Source organism: Frigoribacterium sp. ACAM 257 (genome assembly GCF_007954365.1).
Lineage (GTDB): Bacteria > Actinomycetota > Actinomycetes > Actinomycetales > Microbacteriaceae > Frigoribacterium.
In genome coordinates, this window is record NZ_VOLO01000003.1 from 114,872 (window position 1) to 138,696 (window position 23,825).

The window sequence follows — 23,825 nt, forward strand, 5'->3', positions numbered from 1 at the left end:
CCTGCTCGGTCTGCCCGGGCAGGGAACTCGGGCGGGTCCGTCCAGCACGGTCCGTGTCGCCGGACCGTCGGCGACGAACTGGACCGTGCTGCCCCTCAGGATCTGCAGGTGCGGCCTCAGCCGCCGACGGCAGCCCTCAGCGGCGCAGTCGCGAACTCGCGCATGCCCGCCTCGAACGACACAGCCGGTCTCCAGCCCAGCTCGTCGCGCAGCCGGGCTGACGAAGCGGTGACGTGGCGCACGTCGCCCGCGCGGTACTGGCCGGTGACCACGGGAGCGGGCCCGCCGGCCTCGCGGGCCAGCGCCTCCGCCATCTCGCCGATCGTGTGCACGGTGCCGCTGCCGACGTTGAACGCCCGGAACGAGTCGGGCTCCTGCTCGCCCGTCCAGTCGAGCGCCGCCAGGTTGGCGGACGCGATGTCGCGCACGTGCACGAAGTCGCGCCGCTGGGCGCCGTCCTCGTAGACGCGGGGCGCCTCGCCGCGCTCGAGCGCGGAGCGGAACAGCGACGCCACCCCGGCGTAGGGGGTGTTCTGCGGCATGCCCGGCCCGTAGACGTTGTGGTAGCGCAGGGCGGCGGCGCGGCCGCCGGTGCTGCGGGCCCACGAGGTCGACAGGTGCTCCTGCGTGAGCTTCGTGATCGCGTACACGTTGCGGGGGTCGAGGGGGGCGTCCTCCGCGATCAGCTGCGGCTCGAGGAGCTCGCCCTCGGCGTCGCGCGGGTCGAAGACGCCGGCGTCGAGGTCGGCGATGCGACGGGGGGCCGGCCGCTCGGTCTCGCCCGCGCTCGTGCGGTAGCTGCCCTCGCCGTAGACGACCATCGACGAGGCGACGACGAGCCGGTCGATCCCCGCCCTGTCCATCGCGGCGAGCAGCACGGCCGTGCCGTGCTCGTTGCTGTCGACGTAGTCAGGCGCGTCCTGGAAGTCGACGCCGAGGCCGACCTTGGCCGCCTGGTGACAGACTGCGTCGACGCCCGCGAGCGCCGCGTCGACGACCGCCGCGTCGCGCACGTCGCCGTGGACGAAGTCGACCCGCGGGTCGAGCGTCGGGGGGCCGCCGTGCACGTCGGGTCGCAGCGAGTCGAGCACGCGCACGGACCAGCCACGGCCCAGCGCCTGCTCGACGACGGCCGAGCCGATGAAGCCGGCGCCGCCCGTCACGAGCAGCAGCCCGGGCGACGAGGAGGCGCGGGCTGCGTCGGCGGGGCCCGTCGCGGAGGAGGCGCCCGTCGTGTCGGTCACGAGGTCGCCGACCGCACGGGGCGCGCGAGCACCGCCGCCGTCGCCGCCGACGAGACGAGCTCGCGCGGCGCGTAGTCCGCAGGCAGCCCCGCGACGATCGCCTCGATGGCGGCGACGATGCGCGGCTGGGCCGCGGCGAGGCGGTCCATCACGAGCTGGTGGCTGACGGCGTCGTCGTCGGTGCCTGCCTGGCCCTCCTCGGGGGCGAGGCCTGCGTCGCTGTCCGTGACGAACGAGATGTTCACGGCGCCCATGCCGAGCTCGAGCGTGAGGGGCACCTCCGGGTACATCGTCATGTTGATCGTGTGCGCACCGGCGGCGCGGAACCAGAGCGACTCGGCCCGGGTCGAGAACCGGGGGCCCTGGATGACGACGCAGGTGCCGGTCGGGGCGAACGGCTCGCCCTGGGCCTCGAGGGCCGAGACGGCGGCGGCCCGCAGCACCGGGTCGAACGGGTCGGCGGCGACGAGGTGCTGCACCCCGCCCTCGACGTCGAAGAAGGTGTCGGGGCGGCCCCAGGTGCGGTCGATGAACTGGTCGGTGACGACCATGGTGCCCGGCGGGTACTCGGGGCTGACCCCGCCCACGGCGGACGACGAGACGACCGCCTTCGCGCCGAGCGAGGCGAGCGCCCAGACGTTCGCGCGGAAGTCGATGCGGTGCGGCGGCACGGAGTGGCCCTTGCCGTGCCGGGTGAGGAACGCGACGGTCTTGCCGCCCATCTCGCCGATCGTCACCTCGCTCGACGTCGGCCCGTAGGGCGTCTCGACGACGTGGCTCGTCGCCGTGCCGGGTGCGAAGAGGGAGTACAGGCCGGAGCCGCCGATGACGGCGACGTCGACGCGGGGGAGGGCGGGGGACGAGGAGGAGGAGGTGTCGGTCACGCTCGCTACGCTATCGACGACCGCCGTGAGAGGAACCCGTGCGCACAGTCGAGCAGCACCAGATCGCCGTCCGGGCGCTGGTGGAGGAGGCGTTGGCGCGGCGTCCTGTGGAGGCCCTCCTCGTCGACCCGGTCCGCATCGCGGCCGAGCCCGACCGGCACCGCCGCCGGGTGCTCGCGGCCGACGTCGTCGCGCCGCTCGACCTCCCTCCCTTCGCCAACTCGCAGATGGACGGCTACGCCCTGACCGCTGCCGACGCCGCGCGCGACGGCGGAGTCGACCTGGTGGTCGTCGACCCGATCCCGGCCGGCCACGTGGGCCCGGCGCTCCGACAGGGCACCGCCGCGCCGATCATGACGGGTGCAGCGGTCCCGGCGGGCGCCGTCGCGGTCGTGCCGATCGAGCGCGCCGCCCCGCCCGCGTTCCCCGTCGCGGGCGCCGACGCCCGTGTCGTCCTCCCCGGCCCCGTGGCCGAGGGCACCTTCGTCCGCGCCGCCGGCAGCGACGTCTCCGCAGGCAGCGTCCTGCTGCGCGCCGGCACGGTGCTCACCCCGGCGCGCTGGGGGGTGCTGGCCGCCTCCGGGCTCGTGACCGTCGAGGTCGTCCGCCGCCCGCGCCTCCTGCTGGTCTCGACCGGGGAGGAGCTGAGCGCCCCCGGTGCCGCCCTCGCCCCCGGCCTCATCCACGACGCCAACGGCTCGGGCCTCGCTGCGGCCCTCGTCGACGTCGGCGTCGACGTGGTCGTCGAGCGCGTCCCCGACGACGCGGACGCACTGCTCGGCGTCGTGGCCCGGCACGCCGGGTCGGTCGACCTCGTGCTCACCACGGGGGGCGTCAGCGCCGGTGCCTACGAGGTGGTCCGCGACGCTTTCGAGACGGCGGGCGTCGTCTTCGGGCACGTGGCGATGCAGCCCGGCGGGCCGCAGGGCTGGGGCTCCCTCACCGTGCACGACCGCCGGCTGCCCGTCGTCTGCTTCCCGGGGAACCCGGTCAGCGCGCTCGTCTCGTTCGAGGCGTTCCTGCGGCCTGTGCTGCACGACGCGACGGGCGTCGGCACGCCTCGCCTGCACCGCACGGTGCCGATGGGCGAGGCGGCCGACTCTCCCGTGGGCAAGCACCAGCTGCGACGCGGACGCCTCGACGTCGACGGGCGGGTCGTGCTCGTCGGCGGCCCGAGCTCGCACCTCCTGGCCTCGTACGCCGAGGCGACCGTGCTCGTGCACGTCCCGGTCGGCGTCGACCGGCTCGACGACGGCGACGAGGTCGTAGTCTGGACGCTCGATGAGTGACGACGCGCACGGCGCCCCGCCCGCGTCGGCCGGGCAGCAGCCGGTCGGCGACCTGACCCACGTCCGGCCCGACGGGTCGGCCCACATGGTCGACGTGACGGGCAAGGCCGAGACGAGCCGCGAGGCCGCCGCCCAGGCGGTGCTCACGACCCGGCCCGACGTGGTCGCCCGGCTCGTCGACGGCACCCTGCCCAAGGGCGAGGCGCTCGGCACAGCCCGGATCGCCGGCATCATGGCCGCGAAGCAGACCCCGGCCCTCATCCCGCTCTGCCACCCCCTGCCGCTCGGCGCGATCACGGTCGACTTCGAGACCCACACCGGCGCCGAGGAGGCGTCGGTCACCGTCGTCGCCCGCGTCCGGACCCGAGGCGTCACGGGCGTCGAGATGGAGGCGCTGACCGCGGCGACCGTCGCGGCGCTCACCCTCTTCGACATGATCAAGGCCGTCGACCACCTCGCCGTGATCGGCGACGTCAAGGTGCTCGAGAAGAGCGGCGGCAAGAGCGGGGAGTGGGCGAGATGACGACGTCACCTGCCGCCCGGCGCGCGGTCGTGGTCGTCGCCTCCACCCGAGCCGCGGCCGGGACGTCGCCCGACCTCACCGGCCCGGTGATCCGCGACTGGTTCACGGCACGCGGCTGGCTCGCCGGCGAGCCGGTCGTGGTCGCCGACGGTGCCCCCGTGGGCGAGGCGCTCGCCGCGGCCCTGGCGCAGGGCGTCGACGTCGTGCTCACCACCGGCGGCACCGGCCTCACGCCGACCGACCGCACTCCGGAGCAGACCGCTCCGCTGCTCGAGCGCGAGATCCCCGGCATCGCCGAGGAGCTGAGGAGGCGCGGCGCGGCCGCCGTCCCCACGGCCGTGCTCTCGAGGGGGCTGGCGGGAGTCGCGGGCCGCACCGTCGTCGTCAACCTGCCCGGCTCCCGCGGGGGAGTGCGCGACGGCCTCGCCGTCCTCGACCCCCTGATCGACCACCTGCTCGACCAGCTCTCCGGAGGCGCTCATGACTGACGACGACGACGTGGCCCGGGCGAGCGGCCCCAGCGGGCGCGTGCTTTTGGCCGAGGTGGTCGAGACCGTGCTGTCGGCGGCCGAGTGCTCCGTGATCGTGGCGAGCCGCGCCTCCGGGGCGGTCGTGACGTTCGAGGGGGTCGTGCGCGACCACGACGAAGGGCGCGACGTCGTCGCGCTGCACTACGAGCAGCACCCGTCGGCCGGCGACGTCATGGGCTCCGTGGCCGAGCAGATCGCGGCGGAGCACCCCGCGGTCACGATCGCGGTGCAGCACCGTGTCGGCGACCTCGAGATCGGCGACGTGGCGCTCGCCTGCGCCGTCGCCTCGCCCCACCGTGCCGAGGCCTTCGCCGCCTGCTCGGCGCTCGTCGACCTCGTCAAGCAGAGGCTGCCGATCTGGAAGCGCCAGGCGTTCACGGACGGCCCCGACGAGTGGACGGCGTCGCTGGGCTGAGCGCAGCCGGGCGGCGCCGCGGATGCGGTCCGCTCGGTCAGCCGCCGTCGCCTACCCTTCTGAGGTGGCACATCTCCTCGGCGCAGAAAACCTGAAGCTCGAATTCCCGACCAAGGTCGTCCTCGACGGGGTGACCCTCGGCATCGACGAGGGCTCCCGCATCGGCGTCGTCGGCCGCAACGGCGACGGCAAGTCGACCCTCATGTCCGTGCTCGCCGGTCGCCTCGAGCCCGACGACGGCCGGGTCACCACCCGTCGCGGCCTCACGATCGGCATGCTCGACCAGCGCGACGTGCTGCCCGACGACGACACGGTCGGCCGCATGATCGTCGGTGACCGCGACGAGCACGAGTGGGCAGGCGACGCCCGCATCCGCGACGTCATCTCCGGCCTCGCGACCGACATCCCGTGGGAGGCGCGGCTCGGCGACCTGTCGGGCGGCCAGCGCCGTCGGGTGGCCCTCGCGCGCCTCCTCGTCGGCGACTGGGACGTGCTGTTCCTCGACGAGCCCACCAACCACCTCGACGTCGAGGGCGTGGCCTGGCTGGCCGAGCACCTCCGTCGCCGCTGGTCGCCCTCGTCGGGCGCGCTCGTCGTCGTGACCCACGACCGGTGGTTCCTCGACGAGGTCTCGACCGACACGTGGGAGGTGCACGACGGCATCGTCGAGCCCTTCGAGGGCGGCTACGCGGCCTACGTGCTGCAGCGCGTCGAGCGCGACCGCTCGGCCGCGGCGTCCGAGTCGAAGCGCCAGAACCTGATGCGCAAGGAGCTGGCGTGGCTGCGTCGCGGCGCCCCGGCGCGGTCGACCAAGCCCAAGTTCCGCATCGACGCGGCGAACGAGCTGATCGCCGACGAGCCGCCCGCCCGCGACACCGTCGCGCTGTCGCAGATGGCCACCGCGCGGCTCGGCAAGGACGTCGTCGACCTCGTCGAGGTCGGCGTCACGTTCGGCGACAAGCGCGTGCTGCACGGCGTCGAGTGGCGCATCGCCCCCGGCGAGCGCACCGGCGTGCTGGGCGTCAACGGGGCCGGCAAGTCGACGCTGCTCAAGGTCGTCACGGGCGAGCTGCAGCCGACGGAGGGGCGGGTCAAGCAGGGCAAGACGGTCAAGTTCGCCATCCTCGACCAGCAGCTCGCTGACCTGCACGAGGTCGCGAACGAGAAGGTGAACGACCTGATCGGCCGGCAGCGCACCTCCTACGTCACGGCCGGCAAGGAGATGACGCCCGGGCAGCTGCTCGAGCGCCTCGGCTTCACCAGCGCGCAGCTGCAGACGCCGATCAAGGACCTGTCGGGCGGGCAGAAGCGCCGCCTGCAGTTCTTGCTCATCCTCCTGAACGAGCCGAACGTGCTCATCCTCGACGAGCCCACGAACGACCTCGACACCGACATGCTCGCCGCCATGGAGGACCTGCTCGACGGCTGGCCCGGCACCCTGCTCGTCGTCTCGCACGACCGGTACCTGCTCGAGCGCGTCACCGACCAGCAGTACGCGGTGCTCGAGGGGCAGTTCCGTCACCTGCCGGGCGGCGTCGACCAGTACCTCGCACTGCGCAAGCAGGCCACCGACACCCAGGGCGGGGCGACCGACCGGCCGACCGCGGTGCAGGGCGCCCAGTCGTCCGTCGCCGCCGCCGCGGCCGCGTCGGGCCTGTCGGGCGCGGAGAAGCGCAACGCCGAGAAGGAGCTGGGCTCGATCGACCGCAAGCTCGCCAAGTCGGCGACCGAGCGCAGCAGCCTGCTCGAGCAGTTCGCGGGCTTCGACCAGACCGACCTCGACGGCCTCGCGGCGCTCCAGGCGAAGCTGACCGCGCTCGACCACAAGACGGCCGAGCTCGAGGTGCGCTGGCTCGAGCTCAGCGAGCTGCTCGCCTAGCGCGCTGGCTGGGGGTCTGGCCGGCCGAGTGGTCAGGTCCGGTCCCTCGCGAGGCGCGGAACGACAGGAACCGACCACTCGTCGCCGGGGGCAGGGTCAGTCGCCGAGGGTGAGGCTGAGGCGGCGCAGCAGGTCGCCGAGACGCTGCTCGTCGACCGGACCCAGGTCGGCGAGGAGGCGGCGCTCGGCAGCGAGGAGGCGCTCGATGGCCGCGTCGACCGCGTCGCCCCCTGCCTGGGTCAGCCGTGCCCGCACGCCGCGGCCGTCGTTCGGGTCGGTGCGACGCTCGACGAGGCCGCGCGCGACGAGCCGGTCGATGCGGTTGGTCATGGCGCCGCTCGAGACGAGCGTCTGCTGCAGCAGGGCCTTCGGGCTCAGCTCGTAGGGGCCGCCGGCGCGGCGCAGCGCGGAGAGGACGTCGAACTCCCACTGCTCGAGGTCGCTGGCGACGAAGGCGTCGCGGCGGGCACGGTCGAGGTGCTTCGCGAGGCGGCCGACGCGTGAGAGGACGTGCAACGGCGCGAAGTCGAGGTCGGGCCGCTCGTAAGACCACGCCGCGACGATCCGGTCGACCTCGTCGCGCGGCGCGGTCCCGCCCTGCGGCTCGCGCTCGTCGTGCTGATCGGCCTCGGGCATCTGCACATCATGGCAGCGCGCCCGTCCCGAGTCCGTCGACGGCGGGCTTTCCGGGTCGAGGGCGGGTCAGCGTGGCCGAGGGCGGGTTCGCATCGACCCGCCCTCGATGACGATGACCCGCCCTCGAGCAGAAGAGGGGCGACAGCGGGCGGCAGCGACGACGGAGGCGGCGTCTGACAGAATCGACCCTGCGCCGAGAGCGCGGTCCGCCATGGTGTAACGGCAGCACGACAGCCTTTGGAGCTGTTAGGTCCAGGTTCGAATCCTGGTGGCGGAGCCGAGAGCAGCCGAGGAGGCGCTGGTCCCGATCCGGACCGGCGGCCGCCGCCCTCGATAGCCTGCGGCCATGTCGACCACCACGCTCTCCCCGCTCGCCCGTGCCGCCCTGCTCGGCGTCCTCACCGGCTCCCGCTCGGCTACCCCGCTCGCGGCGCTCGCCCTCAGCCGCGACAGCCGCACCCTCACGGGCAGCTGGCAGGAGTGGGCGGTCTTCCGCTCGCCGATCGGCCGTGCCGTCTTCGTGGCCGCCGGCGCGGGCGAGCTCGTCGGCGACAAGCTGCCCTCGACGCCCAGCCGCATCTCGGGCGGCGCGATCTCCGGACGCATCGCCGCCGGTGCCGTCGTCGGCTTCGCCATGGGCACCACCGATCTGCGTGCCGACCGCGGGGTGCAGGGCGCCCTGCTCGGCGCCGCCGGGGCGGTCGTCGGCAGCTTCGCGGGCTACCTCGGCCGCAAGGTCCTCGTCGAGAAGACCGGCCTGCCCGACGTGCTCGTCGCCCTGCTCGAGGACGCCGTCGCAGTCGGCGGCACCGCCGCCGTGGTGCGCGCCGCCCGCAGCTGACGTCTCCCCTCCACCGCCACCGCCCCGCTCGCCCGCGGCAGCGGACACGCGGGGCCCACCGGCGGCTGCTCCGACGCCCGTGGGAGGATCGCCGGTGATCGCCGCACGCCCCACCTCTAGGAGTCCCATGCCCGAACGCAGCCTCGCCGTCGTCGTCCTCGCCGCAGGACAGGGCACGCGCATGAAGTCCTCGACGCCCAAGGTCCTGCACCGCCTGGCCGGCCTGCCGCTGGTCCAGCACGTGCTCGAGACCGCGGGGGCGCTGCAGCCAGAGCACCTCGTCGCCGTCGTGCGCCACGAGCGCGACCTGGTCGTGACGAGCATCGTCGAGACGACGCCCGGCGCGGTGATCGTCGACCAGGACGAGGTGCCGGGCACGGGCCGGGCCGTCGAGCAGGCCGTCGAGGCGCTGCCCGCCGACTTCGACGGCGACGTCGTCGTCGTGAGCGCCGACGTGCCGTTCCTCGACCACGTGACCCTCACGGCTCTCCTCGCCCAGCACCGCGAGGAGGCGGCGGCGGCGACGCTGCTGTCGGCCGTCCTCCCCGACGCCCACGGCTACGGCCGCGTGGTGCGGCGCTCGTCGGGCGACGTCGACCGCATCGTCGAGCACAAGGACGCCACCGAGGAGGAGCGGCAGCTGCGCGAGATCAACTCCGGCACCTACGCGTTCACCGTCGCCGCCCTGCGGACCCACCTGCCCCGCGTCGGCTCGGCCAACGCACAGAACGAGAAGTACGTCACCGACGTCGTCGGGCTGCTCACCGCCGCCGGCGAGCGCGTCTCCGCCCGCGCGGTCGACGAGACGTGGCGTCTCGAGGGCATCAACGACCGTGTGCAGCTCGCTGCTGCGGCGCGCCGCCTGAACGACCGGATCGTCGAGCACTGGCAGCGCGAGGGCGTGAGCATCGTCGACCCGCAGACCACCTGGATCGACCGCGACGTCGCGCTCAGCCCCGACGTCGAGCTGCTTCCCGGCACGCAGCTGAAGGGCGCCACGTACGTCGCGGCGGGTGCCGTTGTCGGTCCCGACACGACGCTCGTCGACACCGAGGTCGGAGAAAGGGCGGTCGTGAAGCGCACCGACGCGACCCTCGCCGTCATCGGTGCCCGCGCCTCCGTGGGGCCGTTCTCGTACCTGCGTCCCGGCACCGTGCTCGGCGAGGGCGGCAAGATCGGCACCTTCGTCGAGACGAAGAACGCCGAGATCGGCGCGGGCTCGAAGGTGCCCCACCTCAGCTACATCGGCGACACGGAGGTCGGCACCGACAGCAACATCGGCGCCGGCACCATCACGGCGAACTACGACGGGGTGCACAAGCACCGCACCGAGGTCGGGTCGAACGTGCGCACCGGGTCGCACAACGTCTTCGTCGCCCCCGTTAGGATTGGCGACGGAGCGTACTCAGGCGCAGGGACGGTCGTCCGCAAGGACGTGCCGGCCGGCGCGCTGGCGCTGAGCATCGCCCCACAGCGCAATGCGAGCGGATGGGTCGAGGCGAACCGCCCCGGCTCAGCGGCGGCCGAGGCCGCCGCCCGCGCCGAACGAACGACCGACTGACCCCCTGTCGGGTTGGCCCTCCGGGGCCGGAGAGCGAGTGACGTGTCCGGAATCAAGATCACCGGCGAGAACCGACTCGTTCTGGTCTCGGGGCGTGCGCACCCCGAGCTGGCGAACCAGATCGCGTCGGAGCTCGGCTCCGAGCTGATCCCGACCGACGCCCGCACCTTCGCCAACGGCGAGCTGTACGCCCGGTACGACGAGAGCGTGCGCGGCGCCGACGCGTTCGTCATCCAGTCGCACTCGGCCCCGATCAACGAGTGGCTCATGGAGCAGCTGATCATGGTCGACGCCCTCAAGCGCGCCTCGGCGAAGCGCATCACGGTGGTCGCACCGTTCTACCCTTACGCCCGCCAGGACAAGAAGGGGCGCGGTCGCGAGCCGATCTCGGCCCGTCTCGTCGCCGACCTGTTCAAGGCCGCGGGCGCGCACCGCATCATGAGCGTCGATCTGCACGCCCCGCAGATCCAGGGCTTCTTCGACGGCCCGGTCGACCACCTCTTCGCCATGCCGGTGCTGCTCGAGCACTTCCGCACCAAGCTCGACAACAGCACCCTGACCGTGGTCTCGCCCGACATGGGCCGCGTCCGCGTCGCCGACATCTGGAGCGAGAAGCTCGACGCGCCCCTCGCCATCATCCACAAGCGCCGCGACCCGCTGGTGCCGAACCAGGTCACGGTGCACGAGATCGTCGGCGAGGTCGAGGGCCGCGTCTGCCTGCTGGTCGACGACCTGATCGACACGGGCCGCACCATCGTCAAGGCCGCTGAGGCGCTCAAGGCGGCCGGTGCGATCGGCGTCGTCGTCGCGGCCACCCACGCGGTCTTCAGCGACCCGGCGCCCGAGATCCTCAGCAGCGATTTCATCGACTCGGTCGTCGTCACGGACACCCTGCCGCTGACCGACCACCAGAAGTTCGACAAGCTCGAGATCCTGCCGATCGCCCCCCTCATCGCCCGCGCGATCCACGAGGTCTTCGACAACGGCTCGGTCACGTCGATGTTCGACGGCGCGGCGTAGCGGAGTCGGCGAACCCGTCGGCGCTGCCGACGCCCGGCGTAGGCAGCATCTCGTGCCCGTCGTCGAGTCCCGCTGCGTCGTCCCCGTCAGCCCCGAGCTCGCCTTCGCCGTGTCGCAGACGACGGGAGAGGCGCGCCTCCGCTGGGACCCGTTCATCCGGCCCCGCACCGGCAGCGCCTGCAACGCCGGCCGCTCCGACAGCGAGAAGGGACGAGGCAGGCGCGGGACCGCGCCTGCCTCGTCCCTTCTCGCCTGCGACACCGCGACCCGGCGTCGAGTCGCGCCGACGTCAGTGCGTCGACGGCTCCGTCTCGATCTCCGAGCGGTCGCCCGACCACAGCGTGTGGAACACGCCGTCCTCGCCGACCCGCTCGTAGGTGTGCGCGCCGAAGAAGTCACGCTGGCCCTGGATGAGGGCGGCCGGGAGGCGCTCCGACGCGAGCGAGTCGTAGTACGACAGCGCCGACGCGAACCCGGGCACGGGGATGCCCGACAGGGCCGCCTTGGCGACGATGCGGCGCCAGGCCTGCTCGCCGTCGCGGACGGCTGCGGCGAAGTAGTCGTCCTCGAGCAGCGTCGCGATGGTCGAGTCCTTCTCGTACGCCTCGACGATGCGGTTGAGGAACTGCGCGCGGATGATGCAGCCGCCGCGCCAGATCTTCGCCACGGCGCCCTTGTCGATGTCCCAGTCGTACTCGAGCGCGCCCGCGATGATCGCGTCGAAGCCCTGGGCGTAGGCCACGATCTTCGAGGCGTAGAGCGCCTTCTGCACGTCGTCCTCGAAGCCGTCGCCCGCCTCGTGCACCTCGGGCCGTCCCTGCAGGGTCGCCTGCACCGCGGCGCGCTGGTCGGGCTTCGACGAGACGGCCCGGGCGAAGACGGCCTCGGCGATGCCGCCGACGGGGACGCCGAGGCCGACGCTGTTCTGCACGGTCCAGACGCCGGTGCCCTTCGATCCTGCCGCGTCGACGATCGAGTCGACCAGCGGCCCGCCGGTCTTGGCGTCGACCTGGCGCAGCACCTCGGCGGTGATCTCGATCAGGTACGACTCCAGCTCCCCCTTGTTCCACTCCTCGAACACGGCGGCGATGTCGGCCGGCTCGTGGCCGCCGACGCGGCGGAGCAGGTCGTACGACTCGGCGATGAGCTGCATGTCGGCGTACTCGATGCCGTTGTGGATCATCTTCACGAAGTGGCCCGCGCCGTCGGAGCCGATGTGCGTGACGCAGGGCTCGCCCTCGGCGACCGCAGCGATCGACGCCAGGATCGGCCCGAGGGTCTCGTACGCCTCCTTCGAGCCGCCGGGCATGATCGACGGGCCCTTGAGGGCGCCCTCCTCGCCGCCGGAGATGCCGGCGCCGACGAAGTTGAGGCCACGCTCCTTGAGGGCCGCCTCGCGCCTCCTCGTGTCCTGGAAGTTCGCGTTGCCGCCGTCGACGATGATGTCGCCCTCCTCGAAGAGGTCGGCGAGCTGGTCGATGACGGCGTCGGTGCCCTTGCCGGCCTGCACCATGATGATCGCGGTGCGGGGCTTCTGCAGCGACGCGGCGAAGTCCTCGATCGACCCCGAGGCGACGAAGCCGGCGTCGCCGTGCTCGTCCATCAGGGTGTCGGTGCGCCCGGGGGAGCGGTTGTAGACGGCGACGGTGTTGCCCTCGCGGCTGGCGAGGTTGCGGGCGAGGTTCGAACCCATGACGGCCAGGCCGACGACTCCGATGTTCGCCTGGGCGGTGGGGGTGGACTGTTCTCCGTGCTCGGTCACGGTGCCTCCTTGCGGTCGATGACCCCCGCACACTATTCCTCCGTCCTGCGCCCCTGACAGGCACCGTCAGTGCCCTCCGGGGCGCGGACGACACGAGGAGGCGCGTCTACGCTGGTCGGGACGCCGCCGTCCCCGACACCGAGAGGTCCCCGTGCCTGAGACCCCGATGCCCGCTCCGTTCCCCTCCTCGATCCCGCCCGTCGTCGTGATGGGGGTGTCCGGCTCCGGCAAGTCCACGGTCGGCGAGCTCCTCGCCCGCACGGCGGGCGTCCCCTTCGTCGACGCCGACGACCTGCACCCGAAGACCAACCGCGACAAGATGGCCGCCGGCCACGCGCTGGACGACGACGACCGGGCGCCGTGGCTCGAGATCGTCGCGGACCGCATCCGCGACGCGGGAGAAGACGGCGTCGTCGTCGCCTGCTCGGCCCTGAAGCGCCGCTACAGGGACGTGCTCCGCGGCGGCGACCCGCGCCTCCTGTTCGTGCACCTCACCGGTGTCCGTGAGCTCGTGGCCGAGAGGCAGAAGGCACGCAAGGGCCACTTCATGCCTCCCGGGCTGATGGACTCGCAGTTCGCGACCCTCGAGCCGCTCGGCGACGACGAGCCCGGCTTCGGCGTCGACGTGTCCGCGGGTCCGGACGAGATCGTCGCGGAGGCGCTGGCCCGTCTCGACGGACGCTGACGTCCGTCTTCACGGGGCGCCCACGACCCGTGACGCCGACACGGGACGCCGACACGGGTTGGCGACACGCCCGGGTGGCCTGTAGCCTGGGTGTCGACTTCGGCGAGGGGCGCTCCGGCACCCGTTATCGACGCGGTAGGCAGGCACTCGGTCTCGTGACATCGTCCCCACGGCTGCGAGGTCCCTCCTCACGCGATCTGCGTTCGAGTTGACATCGACCCACACATCCCGGGCCGCCAGGCCCGCAGAAACGGAGACATCCATGGCTGACGACAACACCCTTTCCGCTCTCGTCCGCACCAGCTTCGGCAAGGGCGCGGCCCGCAAGATCCGCGCGAACGACCAGATCCCCGCCGTCATCTACGGCCACGGAACCGACCCCCAGCACGTCACGCTGCCCGGCCACGAGACGATGCTCATCACGCGTCGCTCGAACGCGCTCATCACGCTCGACATCGAGGGCACCCAGCAGCTCGCCCTCGTCAAGGACATCCAGCGCGACCCGGTCAAGCAGGTCATCGAGCACATCGACCTCATCGTCGTCCGTCAGGGCGAGAAGGTCGAGGTCGACGTCCCCGTCCACATCGAGGGCGAGTCCGCTCCCGGCACGATCCACGTCGTCGAGCTCAACGCCATCACCCTCGAGGTCTCGGCCACCGCGATCCCGCAGTCGGTCGTCGTCTCGATCGAGGGCCTCGAGGACGGCGCGCAGGTGCACGCCTCCGACGTCGTCCTCCCCGAGGGCGCCTCGCTCGTCACCGACGCCGAGGTGCTCATCACGAGCGTCTCCGTCCCGCAGCTCGACCTCACCACCGACGCCGTCGACGACGAGTCGGGCGAGGCCGCCGAGGCCGAGGGCGACGTGCCCTCGATCGAGGACGAAGAGCGCTCCGAGTAAGACCGCATCACCGCATCACCGCATCACCGCATCACCGCATCACCGCATCACCGCATCACCGCACCACCGCACCACGGCGTCGTCCGCGACGCCGACCGCCTGACAGCCCCGCGTGTCTCCCGAGGAGGACCATCCCGTGGACGACTCGCAGTGGCTCGTGGTCGGGCTCGGCAACCCCGGGCCCGACTACGCAGGCACCCGGCACAACGTCGGACAGATGGTGCTCGCCGAGCTGGCGCACCGCCTGTCGGCGAGCTTCAAGAACCACCGCACCAACGCGAGCGTCGCGGAGGGCCGCCCCCAGCCGGGCGGCCCCCGCTTCGTCCTCGCCGCCCCCCGCAGCTTCATGAACCTGTCGGGCGGGCCCGTGGCCGCGCTGCTCAAGTACTACGACCTGGACGTGTCACGGCTGATCGTGGTGCACGACGAGCTCGACATCGACTTCGACTCGATCAAGCTCAAGCAGGGCGGCGGCCACGGCGGCCACAACGGGCTGCGCGACATCATCGCCGCCACCGGCTCGAACGAGTTCCTGCGCGTCCGCGTCGGCATCGGTCGTCCGCCCGGCAGGCAGCCCGCCGCCGACTACGTGCTCAAGGCCTTCTCGTCGACCGAGCGCAAGGAGCTCCCGCTGCTGCTCGGCGACGCGGCCGACGCGGTCGAGATGATCGTCTCCGACGGCCTCACCGCGGCGCAGCTCAAGTTCCACACCGCGAAGGCCTGATCGGGGCCCTGCCCAGCCGCGACCTGCTGCCAGCTCCCACCGGGCGGGGCATCGCCGACCGGCGCACTGTCGGCGGTGCCGAGTAGCCTTGTCCGGTGATACTCGCGGGCTTGATCAAGGCGCTGTCGCGCGCCTCCACGTATTCCTCCGCCCTCGACCGGGCCGAGCGCAGCACCGACTTCTCGGTGGTCGACGGCCTGCGCGTGCCGCTCCTCGCGGGGCTGCTCGCGCGCCGCGCCGGGCCCCAGGCCATGCTCGTGGTCACCGCCACCGGTCGCGAGTCCGAGGCCGTCCGCCTGTCCCTCGCCAGCTACGTACCGGGCGCCGAGGTGATCGAGTTCCCCGCGTGGGAGACCCTGCCGCACGAGCGCCTCAGCCCGAGCGCCGAGACCGTGGGCAAGCGCATCCACGCGCTCCGTCGCCTCGCCGCCTGGTCGGCCGAGGCGGAGGCGGCGACGATCGCCACGGCCGCCGGCAGCACGGGCCCCGCGAGCGACGTGCGTCCCCTCGTCGTCGTCGCGGGCGTGCGGGCCGCCCTCCAGCCCGTCTCCGACAACCTCGCCGACATCGACCCGGTCGTGCTGACCATCGGCGACCGGGGCCACGACCTCTCCGCGATCGCCCTGCGGCTCGTCGACCTCGCGTACGCGCGCGTCGACATGGTCACCCGGCGCGGCGAGTTCGCGGTGCGCGGCGGCATCCTCGACGTGTTCCCGCCGACGGCCGAGCACCCGGTGCGCGTCGACTTCTTCGGCGACGAGGTCGACCAGCTCCGCACCTTCTCCGTCGCCGACCAGCGCAGTCTCGAGGGCGTCGTGAGCACGGTGGAGCTTCCGCCGAGCCGCGAGATGCTGCTGACCGCCCCGGTCCGACAGCGTGCTCGCGAGATGCAGCACGAGTTCCCCGGCCTCGCCCAGATGCTGGCCAAGATCGCCGAGGGCATCCCCGTCGAGGGGATGGAGTCCCTGGCCCCCGCCCTGGTCGACCGCCTCGTGCCGCTCACGCACTACTTGCCGGCGGGCGCCTCCGTCGCCGTGCTCTCGCCCGAGCGCGTGCAGTCGCGCGCGAAGAGCCTCGCCGAGACGAACCGCGAGTTCCTGTCCGCGGCCTGGAACGCCGCGACGGCCGGGGCCGCCGCCCCGATCGACCTCGACGCCGGCGACTTCCTCGCTCTCCGTGACCTGCGGGCCGCGGCCGGCGACCGAGCCTGGTTCACCTTCAGCGGCTTCGACTCCGGCGAGGTCCTCACCGACGACGAGGCGGCACAGGCGGCGGGCGACTACGTGCGCGTCGAGGCGGCGCCCGTCCCGAGCTTCAGCGGGCACGCCGAGGGCGCGCTCGACCATGTCGTCGGCCGAGTGCAAGACGGGTGGAGCGTCGTCGTGACGGCGCGGGGCACCGGTCTCGTCGAGCGGGCCCGCGACGTGCTGTCCGAGCAGGGGGTGGCCGCCCGCCTCGTCGAGGCACTGCCCGACGACCTCGAACAGGGCGTCGTGCACCTCGTCGCCGGGGGAGTGGAGGCCGGCTTCGAGCTGCCCTCGGCCAAGATCGCCGTCCTCGGCGAGAGCGACTTCTACGGCCGGTCGGCCAACTACGACTCCCGTCAGGTCAAGAAGCTCGCGAGCCGCCGCAAGAACGTCGTCGACCCGCTCCAGCTCAAGCCGGGCGACGTGGTCGTCCACCAGACCCACGGCATCGGCAAGTTCCTCGAGCTCACCAGCCGCGAGGTCTCGTCCGGCGGCCGGAACGCCGTCAAGAACAGCCGCGAGTACCTCGTGCTCGAGTACGCGCCGTCGAAGCGCGGCTACCCGGGCGACAAGCTCTACGTGCCCACCGACCAGCTCGACCTGCTCAGCCGCTACGTCGGCGGCGAGGCGCCGTCGCTGAGCAAGATGGGCGGCAGCGACTGGGCCTCGGCGAAGAGCAAGGCCCGCCGGGCCGTCCGCGACATCGCGGTCGAGCTCGTCAAGCTGTACTCGGCGCGGATGGCGTCGAAGGGGCACGCGTTCCCGCCCGACACCCCGTGGCAGCGCGAGCTGGAGGAGGCGTTCCCGTTCGCCGAGACGCCCGACCAGCTCACGACGATCGACGAGATCAAGGCCGACATGGAACGGCCGATCCCGATGGACCGCCTGCTGTCGGGCGACGTCGGCTACGGCAAGACCGAGGTCGCCGTGCGCGCCGCCTTCAAGGCGATCCAGGACGGCAAGCAGGTCGTGATGCTCGTGCCGACGACCCTGCTCGTCAAGCAGCACTTCGACACCTTCAGCGAGCGCTTCGCCGGGTTCCCCGTGCACCTGCGGAGCCTCAGCCGGTTCCAGTCCGCGAAGGAGAGCAAGGAGACCATCAAGGGGCTCGGCGACGGCACGGTCGACATGGTCATCGGCACGCACCGCCTTCTCAGCGAGGGCATCGCCTACAAAGACGTGGGGCTGGTGATCATCGACGAGGAGCAGCGGTTCGGCGTCGAGCACAAGGACGCCCTGAAGAAGCTCAAGACGAACGTCGACATCCTGGCGATGTCGGCGACGCCCATCCCGCGTTCGCTCGAGATGGCGGTGACCGGCATCCGCGAGATGTCGACGCTCGCGACGCCTCCAGAAGACCGCCACCCAATCCTCACCTTCGTCGGGCCGGAGGGCGAGCGGCAGAAAGCGGCCGCGATCCGACGAGAGCTGCTGCGCGAGGGCCAGGTGTTCTACGTGCACAACCGCGTGTCGAGCATCAACCGCGTCGCCGCCGAGATCGCCGAGCTCGTGCCGGAGGCGCGGGTCGCGGTCGCGCACGGCCAGATGGCCGAGTCCACCCTCGAGCAGGTCATGGTCGACTTCTGGGAGCGCAAGTTCGACGTGCTCGTCTCGACGACCATCATCGAGACCGGCCTCGACATCGCCAACGCGAACACCCTGATCATCGACCGGGCCGACAAGTACGGCCTGAGCCAGCTCCACCAGCTGCGCGGCCGCGTCGGCCGAGGTCGGGAGCGCGGCTACGCCTACTTCCTCTACGACCCGGACAAGCCGCTCAGCGAGACCGCGCAAGACCGGCTGGAGACCATCGCGGCGAACAACGAGCTCGGCGCCGGCATGCAGGTGGCCCTGAAGGACTTGGAGATCCGCGGCGCCGGCAACCTGCTCGGCGGCGAGCAGTCCGGCCACATCGCGGGCGTCGGCTTCGACCTCTACCTCCGCATGATCGGCGAGGCGGTCGGCGCGTTCCGCGGCGACGTGGCCGAGGGCCAGACCGAGCTGCGGCTCGAGCTGCCCGTCGACGCGCACATCCCGGACGAGTACGTCGAGAGCGAGCGCCTCCGCCTCGAGGCCTACCAGAAGCTCTCGACCGCCAGTGCTCCGACGTCGAGCGACGACCAGATCGACTCCGTGCTCGACGAGCTCACCGACCGCTACGGGACCCCGCCGGCGTCCGTGCTGGCTCTGATCGAGGTCTCCCGTCTCCGGCGTGCGGCGCAGAAGGCCGGTCTCAGCGAAGTCGTCGTCATGGGCAGCAACCTGCGCGTGGCCGGGGCCGACCTGGCCGACAGCGTCCAGGTCCGCCTGCAGCGCCTCTACCCCGGCGCCCGCTGGTTCGGCCAGACGAACTCGGTCAGCGTGCCCCTGCCCGTCCGACACGGGGAGGGCCTGGCCGACGCCGAGCTCATCCTCTGGGTCGAGCAGCTGATGACCGCCATCTACGGTGCCGACGTGCCGCGGCCTGCCGTCGGCGGCGCTGCCCCCACGGCCTGACCCGACGGGCGGCCTCTCGGCGGCCCGTCCACGACGGCCCCGGCGGCCAGACGAGGAGGCGCGGTGCGCGACGACAGAGGGCTCGAGGCCGAGGTCAGGGAGCTGTCCGACGTGGTCGCGGCGCTGCTGGCAGACCAGGGCGGCTGCGAGTGGAACCGCGCTCAGACGCACGAGTCGCTCGTCACCTACCTCGTGGAGGAGTGCGCAGAGCTGGTGGAGGCGGTCGAGGACGGCACCGCAGCTGATCGGCGTGAGGAGCTGGGCGACGTGCTCTACCAGGTGGTCTTGCACTCCGCGATCGCGGCACGCGCCTCCGGGGACGCCTTCGACCTGGCCGACGTCGTGCGCGACGTCCGGCTGAAGACCGTACGGAGGCACCCGCACGTCTTCGGCGGCGCGAGCGCGTCGGACGTCGACGACATCGTGCGTCTCTGGAGTGCCGCGAAGGCCGTCGAGAAGGCCAGCAGGTCGAGCGCGTACGACGGTGTGCCGCGTGGCCTGCCCGCGTTGTCCCGTGCCCAGAAGCTCGAGGGCAGGCGCCTCGCCGCCGGGGCCCCTCCGGCAGACGGAGGAGTCCAGGGCCGCGACGCGGGACTCGTCGAGGTCGGCGACGCCGGCGACGATGCCGAACTGCTCTGGGGACGCGACCTGCTCGCCGCAGTCGACGCGGCAGGTCGAGGCGGCATCGACGCCGAGCGTGCGCTGCGTCGGGCGGTGCGAGAACGAGAGGCCCTGCTGCGGGCCCGCGAGGAGCAAGCCCCACGCGCCTAGTCCGGTGGGGTCAGCCGAAGGCCGGAGGCGAAGGTGGGCGCCCCCCTGACCCGAACAGGGAGGCGCCCGCGCGTGGTCTTGTCGGAACGCGAAGCTCACGTGCCTGGGGAGACACGGGCGTCTCGCAGTGAATCGACGACAGACCACACCATCGTCACGGCGCTCGATTCTGGGGATCACACCAGAACGGGCACTGTGACGATGGTCTGAATGTAGCCCGTGTCGGTTGACATGTCAAGTGACACTCACCAGCCGCTGCCGGCAGACGTTCTCTGGAGACGTTCTCTGGAGACGCTCTCTGGGGACGCTGTTGCTGGGCGCTGCCTCGAGACGCTGGCGGGTGGATGACGGACCGGGCAGAACGCCCGGCCCGTCGCGGCGCCCGGCCGCAGGGAAGGCGGGCGCCAGGTCGGCGATGCGCAACCCGATTCGCGTCGCCGACACCTCGACAGTACAAGCAATGTGAAATATGGGCAAGCGGTGATCGGAATCGTGTGGTCGACCGCTCTGGGATGATGGTCCGATGCCCTCACACGTGACCCCGCCGCGCGGGATGAGAGACTTCCTGCCCGCCGACAAGCGCCGCCGTGAGCGGGTCCTCTCCGTGGTCCGGGACGTCTACAGGGCGCACGGCTTCGACGAGATCGAGACCCCGGTCGTCGAGTCGAGCGAGTACCTCTTCTCGGGCCTGGGCGGCGACAACGAGAAGCAGGTCTTCGCGGTGCTGCGCCGGGGCCTCGACGACGAGGCGCTGCGGTCCGCAGCGTCCCCGCTCGAGCTCGCCGACCTCGGCCTCCGCTTCGACCTGACGGTGCCGTTGGCGCGCTTCTACGCGTCCCACCGCGCCGAGCTGCCGACGGTCTTCCGCAGTGTCCAGATCGCTCCCGTCTGGCGTGCCGAGAAACCGCAGAAGGGCCGCTACCGGCAGTTCGTGCAGTGCGACATCGACATCCTGGGCGAGCCGGGCCAGCTGGCGGAGATCGAGCTCATCTCCGCCACCACGGCCGTGCTCGGCGCCCTCGGGCTCGACGGCACGACCATCCGCGTCAACGACAGACGCGTCCTCATCGGCGTGCTGTCGCACTGGGGCGTGCCTGCCGACCTGCACGACCGCGCCCTGCTCGAGATCGACAAGCTCGACAAGATCGGCGTCGAGGGCGTCGCGGCCCAGCTCGTCTCGATCGGCGTGGAGGCACCCGGCCTGGCCGACCAGCTGGCCCAGCTCGGCGACGCGACCTGGGACTCGGCGACCGCCTCCCCGCCTCCTGCGTGGCTCGACCAGGACGCCTTCGGCGACCTGCTCGCCCTCCGCGCCGCGCTGCCTGAGGTCGCTCTCGTCTTCGACCCGACGCTCGTGCGGGGAATGGGCTACTACACGGGCACGATCTTCGAGGTGGCGCACCCCGACTTCTCGTACTCGCTCGGCGGCGGTGGCCGGTACGACGGCATGATCGGCCGGTTCCTCGGCACCGACGTGCCGGCCGCCGGCTTCTCGCTCGGCTTCGAGCGGATCGTCGACCTCGTCGAGCTCGACGACGCCGACGACGACGGCCTCGTCGTCCTCTACGACAAGGCGGTCGCCCCGGTCGAGCTGCTGGCCCTGCAGAAGGCGCTGGTGTCCCGGGGGGAGGCGCGGGTCCGGCTGCAGAAGCGCGCCAAGAACGTCGGCGGCCAGCTCGACGCCCTCGCGGCCGCCGGGTTCCGGCGCTTCGTCGCGGTGCGCGGGGGAGAAGCACCGGACGACCTCGAGGTGCGGCCGCTGGGCTGACGCGCGTCCCGCCCGGCGTGGGTCCAGGCGGCCCGCTCGGCGTCGGCCCGCGCGGCTAGGATCGAGATGACCGCGTGCCCCGCACGCACATCGACGACTAAGGAGTTCATCCGTGGCAGAAATCGACGCAGTAGGCGCACGCGAGATCCTCGACTCGCGGGGCAACCCCACGGTCGAGGTCGAGGTCCTGCTCGACGACGGGACCGTGTCGCGCGCGGCCGTCCCCTCGGGCGCATCGACCGGGGCCTTCGAGGCCTACGAGCTGCGCGACGGCGACGCGGGCCGCTACCTCGGCAAGGGCGTCCTCAAGGCCGTCGCCGCCGTGATCGACGAGATCGGCCCCGAGGTCGAGGGCATGGACGCGACCGACCAGCGCCTCGTCGACGCCGCCATGATCGAGCTCGACGGCACCGAGAACAAGTCGCGCCTCGGCGCGAACGCCATCCTCGGCGTCTCGCTCGCCGTGGCCCGTGCCGCCGCCGACTCGGCCGACCTGCCGCTCTTCCGCTACCTGGGCGGCCCGAACGCGCACACCCTGCCCGTGCCGATGCTCAACGTCATCAACGGCGGCTCGCACGCCGACAGCAACGTCGACATCCAGGAGTTCATGATCCTGCCGATCGGCGCGACGTCGTTCGCGGACGCCCTCCGCTGGGGCGCCGAGACCTACCACGCGCTCAAGAGCGAGCTGAAGTCCAAGGGCCTGTCGACGGGCCTCGGCGACGAGGGCGGCTTCGCGCCGAACCTCGAGAGCAACCGTGCCGCGCTCGACCTGCTGGTCGAGGCGATCACCAATGCCGGCTTCACCCCCGGCAAGGACATCGCGCTCGGCCTCGACGTCGCCTCGAGCGAGTTCTACGCCGACGGCTCGTACACGTTCGAGGGCGAGAAGCGCGACTCCGCGTTCCTCGCCGGCTACTACGCCGACCTCGTGTCGGCCTACCCGCTCGTCACCATCGAGGATCCTCTCGACGAGGACGACTGGGAGGGCTGGGCCCACCTGACGAGCGAGATCGGCTCGAAGACGCAGATCGTCGGCGACGACCTGTTCGTCACGAATCCCGAGCGCCTCGCCCGCGGCATCGCCGCCGGCGCCGCGAACTCGATCCTCGTCAAGGTGAACCAGATCGGCACGCTGACCGAGTCGCTCGACGCCGTCTCGCTCGCGCAGCGCAGCGGCTACACGACGGTGCTGTCGCACCGCTCCGGCGAGACCGAGGACACGACGATCGCCGACCTCGCCGTCGCGACCGACGCCGGCCAGATCAAGACGGGCGCCCCCGCCCGCAGCGAGCGGGTCGCGAAGTACAACCAGCTGCTCCGCATCGAGGAGGAGCTGGGCGACGCGGCCCGGTACGCCGGCTACTCGGCGTTCCCGCGCTTCTCGGCCTAGCGCCACAGAGCAGTGCCCGACGGGGCCCACGTCCTCGACGTGGTCCCCGCACCGAGGCCCGTTCCCCCTCGGGGGAGCGGGCCTCTCGGCGTTCCGTGACCCTGCCCCCTCGAGGGTCGTCTACCCTCGGGTGCATGCCCCGTGAGACCCCGACCCGACGTGTGCCCGTCGCCTTCGCGTCGCGCGAGACCGCTGCGGGCGGCTGGCTCCGCAGCATCCGTTTCTCCGGCTTCAGCCTGCTGATGCTCGTCATCCTCGTGCTGTTCGTGGTCGTGCTCGCGCCCTCGCTCCGCACGCTGGTCCAGCAGCAGCAGCAGATCGCGACCCTCCAGCAGGACGTGCGCGACCAGCGGGACGACGTGGACGACCTCCAGGGGGACGTCGCGCGCTGGAGCGACCCGGCGTACATCGAGGCGCAGGCCCGAGACCGGCTGCTCTACGTCTACCCCGGCGAGTACAGCTACCTCGTGATGGGTGCGGACGCCGACGCGGCGACGCCGTCGCAGGCACCCATCAGCGACACCCTGCAGACCCCCCAGGTCGACTGGGTCGCCGCGATGATGTCGTCCGTGATCGACGCGGGCCTCAGCGACGAACCCGCGACCGAGCTGGTCGCGCCCGACATCGGCGGGGCGCCCCTGCCGTCCTCCACGACAGGCGGCACCCCGTGACGACCCCTCCCTTCGAGCCCGTCAGCGACCGCGACGTCGAGCTCGTCACCGCCATGCTGGGACGCCCCGCGCGCGACGTGATCGGCATCCCCGCGCGCTGCGTCTGCGGCAACCCGACCGTGGTCGCGACGAAGCCGCGCCTCGGCGACGGCACGCCGTTCCCGACTCTCTACTACCTCTGCCACCCCGGCGCGACGGCGGCGATCTCGACCCTCGAGGCCAACGGCGTCATGGCCGAGATGACCGAGCTGCTGGCCTCGGACGACGACCTCAGGAGGCGGTACCACGACGCGCACGACGCCTACCTGGCCGACCGCGAGGGCATCGAGCACGTGGCCGAGATCGCGCACGTGACGGCCGGCGGCATGCCCGAGCGCGTCAAGTGCCTGCACGCCCTCGCCGGGCACGCCCTGTCGGCGGGTCCCGGCGTCAACCCGCTGGGCGACCTCGCCGTCGAGCGCTCGAGCTGGAGCCCCGACGTGTGCCGCTGCGGCGACTACCTGGGCGAGGCCGCCGGCGACGACGCAGCGACCGGCGCGCCCGGCGAGACCGCCGCCTCCTCCGCTCCGCTCGAGGCAGGCTGAGGCA

21 protein-coding genes, 1 tRNA gene and 1 pseudogene are annotated in these 23,825 nt (G+C 72.4%); 19 read left to right on the forward strand and 4 right to left on the reverse strand.

Annotated features, from left to right (window positions below; all coding sequences use genetic code 11):
• Positions 1-116 precede the first annotated feature (116 nt).
• Together ES689_RS10385 and ES689_RS10390 are read right to left on the reverse strand one after the other, a co-directional pair.
• Complete coding sequence (locus ES689_RS10385) at positions 117-1,172, reverse strand: NAD(P)-dependent oxidoreductase (protein WP_146904857.1); 1,056 nt, start codon at positions 1,170-1,172, stop codon at positions 117-119.
• Between the two features lie 68 nt (positions 1,173-1,240).
• Positions 1,241-2,128, reverse strand: a complete 888-nt coding sequence (locus tag ES689_RS10390; protein WP_146903941.1) for an MTAP family purine nucleoside phosphorylase — start codon at positions 2,126-2,128, stop codon at positions 1,241-1,243.
• Between the two features lie 38 nt (positions 2,129-2,166).
• Between ES689_RS10390 and glp the strand changes: the two genes are divergently transcribed.
• The 5 genes from glp (at position 2,167) to ES689_RS10415 (ending at position 6,764) form a co-directional block, all read left to right on the forward strand.
• Complete coding sequence (gene glp, locus ES689_RS10395) at positions 2,167-3,417, forward strand: gephyrin-like molybdotransferase Glp (protein WP_146903944.1); 1,251 nt, start codon at positions 2,167-2,169, stop codon at positions 3,415-3,417.
• A complete protein-coding gene (gene moaC, locus ES689_RS10400; protein ID WP_146903947.1) occupies positions 3,410-3,940 on the forward strand; it encodes a cyclic pyranopterin monophosphate synthase MoaC in 531 nt (176 codons plus the stop codon). Before glp ends, moaC begins: the two co-directional genes overlap by 8 nt.
• Positions 3,937-4,428 carry a molybdenum cofactor biosynthesis protein B gene (locus tag ES689_RS10405; protein ID WP_146903949.1) on the forward strand — a complete coding sequence of 164 codons (492 nt, stop codon included), beginning with the start codon at positions 3,937-3,939 and terminating at the stop codon, positions 4,426-4,428. The genes moaC and ES689_RS10405 overlap by 4 nt, the downstream gene beginning before the upstream one ends.
• Positions 4,421-4,885 (forward strand): molybdenum cofactor biosynthesis protein MoaE, encoded by a 465-nt coding sequence (locus ES689_RS10410; protein WP_146903952.1) that lies wholly within the window; start codon positions 4,421-4,423, stop codon positions 4,883-4,885. Before ES689_RS10405 ends, ES689_RS10410 begins: the two co-directional genes overlap by 8 nt.
• A 64-nt stretch (positions 4,886-4,949) precedes the next feature.
• Positions 4,950-6,764, forward strand: a complete 1,815-nt coding sequence (locus ES689_RS10415) for an ABC-F family ATP-binding cassette domain-containing protein (RefSeq protein WP_146903955.1) — start codon at positions 4,950-4,952, stop codon at positions 6,762-6,764.
• 96 nt (positions 6,765-6,860) lie between these two features.
• Here ES689_RS10415 and ES689_RS10420 read toward each other — a convergent pair whose 3' ends face one another.
• Positions 6,861-7,400: a MarR family winged helix-turn-helix transcriptional regulator gene (locus ES689_RS10420; protein ID WP_146903958.1), complete on the reverse strand. Its 540-nt coding sequence runs from the start codon at positions 7,398-7,400 to the stop codon at positions 6,861-6,863.
• A 205-nt stretch (positions 7,401-7,605) separates the two neighbouring features.
• Between ES689_RS10420 and ES689_RS10425 the strand changes: the two genes are divergently transcribed.
• The 5 genes and pseudogenes from ES689_RS10425 to ES689_RS15895 form a co-directional block, all read left to right on the forward strand.
• A tRNA-Gln gene (locus ES689_RS10425) sits at positions 7,606-7,677 on the forward strand.
• Positions 7,678-7,746: 69 nt separating this feature from the next.
• Positions 7,747-8,241: a DUF4126 domain-containing protein gene (locus ES689_RS10430; protein WP_146903960.1), complete on the forward strand. Its 495-nt coding sequence runs from the start codon at positions 7,747-7,749 to the stop codon at positions 8,239-8,241.
• Between the two features lie 127 nt (positions 8,242-8,368).
• Positions 8,369-9,802: a bifunctional UDP-N-acetylglucosamine diphosphorylase/glucosamine-1-phosphate N-acetyltransferase GlmU gene (gene glmU / locus ES689_RS10435; protein WP_146903963.1), complete on the forward strand. Its 1,434-nt coding sequence runs from the start codon at positions 8,369-8,371 to the stop codon at positions 9,800-9,802.
• Positions 9,803-9,844: 42 nt separating this feature from the next.
• Positions 9,845-10,822: a ribose-phosphate diphosphokinase gene (locus ES689_RS10440; RefSeq protein WP_146903966.1), complete on the forward strand. Its 978-nt coding sequence runs from the start codon at positions 9,845-9,847 to the stop codon at positions 10,820-10,822.
• A 52-nt stretch (positions 10,823-10,874) separates the two neighbouring features.
• A pseudogene (locus ES689_RS15895) lies at positions 10,875-10,982 on the forward strand (SRPBCC family protein); the annotation flags it as partial.
• 129 nt (positions 10,983-11,111) lie between these two features.
• Here ES689_RS15895 and gndA read toward each other — a convergent pair.
• Positions 11,112-12,515 carry an NADP-dependent phosphogluconate dehydrogenase gene (gene gndA / locus ES689_RS10450; protein ID WP_370512364.1) on the reverse strand — a complete coding sequence of 468 codons (1,404 nt, stop codon included), beginning with the start codon at positions 12,513-12,515 and terminating at the stop codon, positions 11,112-11,114.
• Positions 12,516-12,735: 220 nt separating this feature from the next.
• Here gndA and ES689_RS10455 point away from each other — a divergent pair, with 220 nt between their 5' ends.
• The 9 genes from ES689_RS10455 to ES689_RS10495 all read left to right on the forward strand — a co-directional run bounded on the left by ES689_RS10455 (position 12,736) and on the right by ES689_RS10495 (position 23,821).
• A complete protein-coding gene (locus ES689_RS10455) occupies positions 12,736-13,269 on the forward strand; it encodes a gluconokinase (RefSeq protein WP_223269535.1) in 534 nt (177 codons plus the stop codon).
• A gap of 262 nt (positions 13,270-13,531) precedes the next feature.
• Positions 13,532-14,167: a 50S ribosomal protein L25/general stress protein Ctc gene (locus tag ES689_RS10460; RefSeq protein ID WP_146903971.1), complete on the forward strand. Its 636-nt coding sequence runs from the start codon at positions 13,532-13,534 to the stop codon at positions 14,165-14,167.
• A gap of 136 nt (positions 14,168-14,303) precedes the next feature.
• Entirely contained in the window at positions 14,304-14,891 is a 588-nt protein-coding gene (gene pth, locus ES689_RS10465; RefSeq protein WP_146903974.1) for an aminoacyl-tRNA hydrolase, read from the forward strand.
• 95 nt (positions 14,892-14,986) lie between these two features.
• Complete coding sequence (mfd, locus tag ES689_RS10470) at positions 14,987-18,634, forward strand: transcription-repair coupling factor (RefSeq protein WP_146903977.1); 3,648 nt, start codon at positions 14,987-14,989, stop codon at positions 18,632-18,634.
• A gap of 63 nt (positions 18,635-18,697) precedes the next feature.
• Positions 18,698-19,405 (forward strand): MazG nucleotide pyrophosphohydrolase domain-containing protein, encoded by a 708-nt coding sequence (locus tag ES689_RS10475; protein ID WP_146903980.1) that lies wholly within the window; start codon positions 18,698-18,700, stop codon positions 19,403-19,405.
• Between the two features lie 523 nt (positions 19,406-19,928).
• Positions 19,929-21,173, forward strand: a complete 1,245-nt coding sequence (gene hisS / locus ES689_RS10480; protein ID WP_146903983.1) for a histidine--tRNA ligase — start codon at positions 19,929-19,931, stop codon at positions 21,171-21,173.
• A 112-nt stretch (positions 21,174-21,285) separates the two neighbouring features.
• Entirely contained in the window at positions 21,286-22,566 is a 1,281-nt protein-coding gene (gene eno / locus ES689_RS10485) for a phosphopyruvate hydratase (protein ID WP_146903986.1), read from the forward strand.
• 134 nt (positions 22,567-22,700) lie between these two features.
• Entirely contained in the window at positions 22,701-23,237 is a 537-nt protein-coding gene (locus ES689_RS10490) for a septum formation initiator family protein (protein ID WP_146903989.1), read from the forward strand.
• Positions 23,234-23,821, forward strand: a complete 588-nt coding sequence (locus tag ES689_RS10495; RefSeq protein ID WP_146903992.1) for a DUF501 domain-containing protein — start codon at positions 23,234-23,236, stop codon at positions 23,819-23,821. Before ES689_RS10490 ends, ES689_RS10495 begins: the two co-directional genes overlap by 4 nt.
• Positions 23,822-23,825 lie beyond the last annotated feature (4 nt).

Coding starts and splice junctions, on each gene's coding strand:
- moaC (WP_146903947.1), top strand. CDS start 3,410: ATGAGTGACGACGCGCACGGCGCCCCGCCCGCGTCGGCCGGGCAGCAG.
- ES689_RS10405 (WP_146903949.1), top strand. CDS start 3,937: ATGACGACGTCACCTGCCGCCCGGCGCGCGGTCGTGGTCGTCGCCTCC.
- ES689_RS10410 (WP_146903952.1), top strand. CDS start 4,421: ATGACTGACGACGACGACGTGGCCCGGGCGAGCGGCCCCAGCGGGCGC.
- ES689_RS10420 (WP_146903958.1), bottom strand. CDS start 7,400: ATGCCCGAGGCCGATCAGCACGACGAGCGCGAGCCGCAGGGCGGGACC.
- ES689_RS10430 (WP_146903960.1), top strand. CDS start 7,747: ATGTCGACCACCACGCTCTCCCCGCTCGCCCGTGCCGCCCTGCTCGGC.
- glmU (WP_146903963.1), top strand. CDS start 8,369: ATGCCCGAACGCAGCCTCGCCGTCGTCGTCCTCGCCGCAGGACAGGGC.
- gndA (WP_370512364.1), bottom strand. CDS start 12,515: ATGGGTTCGAACCTCGCCCGCAACCTCGCCAGCCGCGAGGGCAACACC.
- ES689_RS10460 (WP_146903971.1), top strand. CDS start 13,532: ATGGCTGACGACAACACCCTTTCCGCTCTCGTCCGCACCAGCTTCGGC.
- hisS (WP_146903983.1), top strand. CDS start 19,929: ATGCCCTCACACGTGACCCCGCCGCGCGGGATGAGAGACTTCCTGCCC.
- ES689_RS10490 (WP_146903989.1), top strand. CDS start 22,701: ATGCCCCGTGAGACCCCGACCCGACGTGTGCCCGTCGCCTTCGCGTCG.